Here is a 4,670-nt window from a genome sequence, read left to right as displayed (position 1 = left end):
CTTGAGGGGGCTTTGCCCCCTCAAACTCCCCCAGCAGGGGACAGGGTCCCCTGCACCCGCCATCAGGGGGCGCCAACTGATGGGTTTCCAAAGGCCTCAGGCCTTTGGTGGCTGCGCGGCACTGCCGCGCAGGTGCGGAGAGGGGCGAAGCCCCTCTCAAGACCACATCCCCCGGCGCGCCACCGGGCAGCGCTTGACCGGGCGGGGGCGAAGGCAAAGATCACGCTCCATGCATTGCCCCGCCCCACGCCGCACCCTGCCCGCCACCCTGATCTGGGCCCTGGCCGCGCTTCCCCTCCCGGCCCTGGCGCAGAGCGCGCCCGCGCCTTCCACCGCTGCCCCGGCGGCGGAGGAACACCGCATCCAGATCGCCAACCGCACCGGGCAGGACGCCACCACCGTCCAGGCCGTGCGCAGCGGGCGGCAGGATTGGGGGAGCAACACCCTCCCCCGCCCGATGCCCACGGACAAATCCTTCACCCTGCGCACCCGCGCCGAGGCCGGGTGCCGCTTCGATATCCGCATGGTGGTGGCCGACGGGCGGCAGGCCGTGCTGCGCAACCGCGACATCTGCGCCGAGCCGCGCGTGGAAGTCACCGCCGGCGACCTGCGCGCCGCCGCCTCCGCCCCCGCCCCCGGCGCGCCCAACCCGCGCGCCCGCGCCTCCTCCGGCACCGGCTTCGTGGTGGCGACCGACCGCGTGCTGACCAACCAGCATGTGGTGAATGGCTGCGAGCGCATCTTCATCCGCACGGCCGATGGCCGCACCCTGCCCGCCGTGCCGCCCGCCCGCGTCGATGACAAGCTGGACCTCGCCCTGCTCGCCGTGCCGGGCGACCCCGGCGAGGTGCTGCCCTTCCGCGCCTCCCCCGAGGTGCGGCGCGGCGAAGGGGTCATCGCCTACGGCTTCCCCCTGCCGGGGCTGCTCTCCTCCGACCCCAAGCTGACGCGCGGCGAGGTGAACGGGCTGAACGGGCTGGGCAACAACCCCAACCACTATCAGGTCAGCGCCGAGGTGCAGCCGGGCAATTCCGGCGGGCCGCTGCTCGACCTGCACGGCAATGTCGTGGGCGTCGTCGTCAGCAAGCTGCACGCGCAGAACATCGCCAAGCAGACCGGGGACATCCCTCAGAACGTCAATTTCGCGGTGAAGGGGAATGACGCCCAGGCCTTCCTGCGCCGCGCCGGCCTCCAGCCCCGCACCGCCGCCAGCAGCGGCGCCGAGCAGAGCGCGGCTGATGTCGGCGATGTCGCCAACCGGGGGACGGTGTTCATCCGCTGCGAGAAGGGCGCGTAAGGCACCAAGCGGGGGCGCCGCCCCCGCGGCCCCGCCAGGGTGGCGCACCCAGGCGGGGGTCACGCCAGCAGCATCTCATCCGGCTGCAGCGCCAGGGTGGCGAGCGGCCAGCGCCCGAGGTAGCGGAACGGCCCGCGCAGCCGCACCGCGTCATGCCGCAAATGCCGCCCCACCAGCAGCCGCGCCTCCTCCACCGGCACCGGCTGCCCGGTGAAACAGCGCGCCGGGAAGGGGCGGAACCGCTCCTCCGTCTCGCCATAGATCATGCGACGCCGGTCATCGAGCATGTCCCAGGTGACCAGCCCGTCCCACTCATGCCGCGCCGCCCAGGCGCCGCGCACAATGCCCGCCGCCGCCGCCAGCAGCAGGAACTCGCAGCCCGGCATGATGCGCCGCGCATGCCACCATTTCCGCGCCGCCTCCCACAGGGCCGAGGAATCCATCCCGTCGATCCAGCTCCGCCCGATGGACACCAGCAGCACGGGCTGGTCCGGCACCTCCAGCGGCCAGGCGGCATGGTCGGAGAGGAAGGTGCCAAGGCTGGTCAGCCCCCGGTCCACATGCGTGCCGCGCACCAGATTGGCCAGCCCGTCATAGCGGTGCAGGGCGAAGTCGATCAGCGCCGCCTCCACCTCCTCGCTCGCCTGCGGGGTCAGGCCGTGGCGGATGATGTCGATCACCGGATCCAGCCCGCATTGCTGGATGGCGCGGATGATCTCCAGCCGGTCCGTCGGGTGCGGGTTGCGCAGCGCCTCCCGCCCGTGCTGGTAGGCGCGGTCGCCATGGCCCCGCCCGATGTAGAACAAGCGCCCGGTGCGCGGGTCGGTCAGGCTGTAGACGTAATGCCCCAACCCCTCGAAGCCTCGGCCCTCGAAGCCCCGGCCCTCAAAGCCCCGCCCCGCGAGGCCCAGCCTGTCGCTCATGTCGCTCCCCTGGCGTGCGGTGATGCCCGGCCGATCAACCAAGGGTATTCGACTCGATCCGGAATCGTTCCGGAAAATCAATTTTTGGTCAGTCTTCCCGGATGCGGAACGCCATGCGCCGCACCAGCGCATCCACCAGCCGCGCGGGCGCGAGGGGGGAGAGTCGCAGCGCCAGGGCGAGCGGCCAGGGGAAGGCGGCGCGCGCGGCCCCCCGGCGCAGGGCGCGCTCCAGCTTCGCCGCCGCCGCCTCGGCGCTGATGGAGAGCGGGCGCGGCCCCTCCCAGCGCCCGCCCATGGCGCTGTCGAAAAAACCGGGGGCGAAGAGGGTGACGGCGAGGCCGCGCGGCGCCAGTTCCGCCCGCAGCGCCTCGCCATAGCTCCACAGCGCTGCCTTGCTGGCGCAATAGCCCGGGCTGTCCGGCAGGCCGCGGAAGGAGGAGAGCGAGCAGACCAGCCCGAAGCTGCCGCGCCCGCGCGCCAGCATGGCCGGCAGCAGCGGCTCCACGAGATGGGCGGCGCCGAGGAAATTCACCTCCATCTGGTCGCGCAGCGCGGCCAGCCCCTCGCGCGCGCCGCCGGGGCGGGTGCCGGCGGCGATGCCGGCATTGGCCACGGCGAGGTCCACCGGCGCCGCCGCGTCCCATTCGGCCAGCGCCGCGGCCAGGGCCGGGCCGTCGCGCACATCGAGCCGGGCGATGCGCGGCGTGGCGCCGCGCGCCGCGCAGGCCGCCGCCACCTGCTCCAGCGCCGCCGCGTCGCGGCCGACCAGACCCAGCACCACCCCCGGCGCCGCCAGCCGCCGCGCCAGCGCCGCCCCCAGCCCGCGCGATGCCCCGGTGATGACCACCGAGCGGAACGCCCTCACCCCTCGCACCCCATCGCAGCCGGCTTGAGGGGGCTTTGCCCCCTCAAACTCCCCCAACAGGGGATAGTATCCCCTGCACCCGCCTTCAGGGGGGCCTCCACAAATGGGTTTCCAAAGGCCTCAGGCCTTTGGCGGGGAGAGTTTGAGAGGGGCGGAGCCCCTCTCAAGGCCATGCCCCTCACCGCAGCCGCCTCTGGCGCGCCCAGAGGCCGCGCAGCCAGCCCTCGACGCCGCGATGCAGCGTCAGGGGGGAAATCCTCCAGGCCTCCGGCTGCTCCAGCCGCTCCAGCACCAGCTCCGGCGGGCAGGGCAATTCCGTCACCGGGTCCACCTGGCGGGGAAAGAGGATCAGCGCGGCGGCCACCAGCGCATCCAGGCTGAGGGCGCGGCCGCGGCGGGGCGGCGGGGCGCGGTCCTCCGTCAGGCCCCAGCCGGCATAAAAGGGCTGGCCCCAGGTGACCACCGGCACGCCGCGCAGCAGGGCCTCGAAGCCGGAGAGCGAGGTCAGCGTGTGCACCGCCGCCACCTGCGGGAACAGCGCGGTGAGCGGAGCCTGGGTGACGACCTCATCCGCCAGCCCCTCCAGCGCCTCCGGCGGCAGGCGGCCCTTGCGGAAGCCCGCCTCAAGATCCGGGTGCGGCTTGTAGACGATCCAGGCGCCGGGATGGGCACGGCGAACGGCGCGCAGCAGGGCGAGGTTGCCGCGCAACCCGGCGCCGCCCAGGCGGACGGAGGCATCATCCTCCACCTGCCCCGGCACCAGCAGGCAGGGATAGCCCGGTGGGGCGGCGAGTCGCGGGGCGGGGCCACGCAGATTATACTTGGTGACGCCGCGCGCAACGATCGCCTCCCGCAGCGCGGCGGCGCGGGCCAGCAGTTCGGGCGGGAAATCGGCGGTCGCCAGAATGTGTTCCAGCGCGCTGGGCCGCGCCGGGTCGTAATAGACGCCCCGGTCATCCACCGCATAGGCGGCGCCGGGCAGGAAGCGCGCCCCCAGCCCGCGCGAGCGGACGAAGCCATCCTCCACCGTCAGCAGCGGCACGCCGGCGCGGCCGCAGGCCTCGCGGAAGCCCTGCGGCATGGCCCCGGCCCAGGCGGCGACGGCGCCACCCTGGCGCTTCGCCTCGGCGATGGCGTGGTCGGCGCTGCGGGTGAAGCGCGGCGCGCCGCCGGCATGGGCGAAGAGCGCGGCGATGCGCCGGCGCTTCCAGAAGGCCATGCCGAAGCAGATGGTGACGCGCCGGCTCTCCTCCTGCGCCCGGCGCCAGTCGGCGAGCTGGCGCTGCGCCTGCTCGAAGCGCCAGGGGCGGGAGAGGAAGGGGTCGGCGCAGCGCGTGGCGGCGATCAGCGCGGCCCAGAGGAGGGCCGCGTCCAGCCGCCGCCCGGCGACGGGCACCCCGGCGGCGGCGGCCAGCAGCGCCATGTCCGCCCCGCCGCCATGCACCTCCTCGGCGAGGTCGAGCAGGGTCCAGGGCGAGAGCCGGGCGCGCAGCACGCGCTGCCCCGGCTCCGGGTGCAGCAGGGGCTCGGCGGCGGCGGGGGCGGTGGGGTCGCGCGCCAGCAGGAGGGGGCGGCCCCGCGCGGC

At 74.4% G+C, this 4,670-nt stretch carries 4 protein-coding genes; 1 reads left to right on the top strand and 3 read right to left on the bottom strand.

Going from position 1 to position 4,670, the window contains the following annotated elements:
- The first annotated feature begins 229 nt into the window (after positions 1-229).
- Positions 230-1,297, top strand: coding sequence for a trypsin-like peptidase domain-containing protein (locus NON00_RS24095; RefSeq protein WP_256025337.1), 1,068 nt, complete (start codon positions 230-232; stop codon positions 1,295-1,297).
- A 59-nt stretch (positions 1,298-1,356) separates the two neighbouring features.
- On the opposite strand, the gene NON00_RS24090 is transcribed toward NON00_RS24095, so the two are convergent.
- The 3 genes from NON00_RS24090 to NON00_RS24080 all read right to left on the bottom strand — a co-directional run.
- Positions 1,357-2,220 carry an LEM-3-like GIY-YIG domain-containing protein gene (locus NON00_RS24090; protein WP_256025336.1) on the bottom strand — a complete coding sequence of 288 codons (864 nt, stop codon included), beginning with the start codon at positions 2,218-2,220 and terminating at the stop codon, positions 1,357-1,359.
- Between the two features lie 88 nt (positions 2,221-2,308).
- The gene (locus tag NON00_RS24085; RefSeq protein WP_256025335.1) at positions 2,309-3,085 is read right to left on the bottom strand and encodes an SDR family NAD(P)-dependent oxidoreductase; all 777 of its coding nucleotides are present in this window, start codon (positions 3,083-3,085) and stop codon (positions 2,309-2,311) included.
- A 178-nt stretch (positions 3,086-3,263) separates the two neighbouring features.
- Positions 3,264-4,670, bottom strand: a 1,407-nt coding sequence (locus NON00_RS24080) for a hypothetical protein (protein ID WP_256025334.1), incomplete at its 5' end; no start/stop codon positions are given.

Origin of the sequence: Roseomonas sp. GC11 (genome assembly GCF_024437745.1) — a bacterium.
Taxonomy (GTDB): domain Bacteria; phylum Pseudomonadota; class Alphaproteobacteria; order Acetobacterales; family Acetobacteraceae; genus Pseudoroseomonas.
Note: the sequence above shows the minus strand (reverse complement) of the source record. Positions and strands in the feature narration are given on the sequence as shown.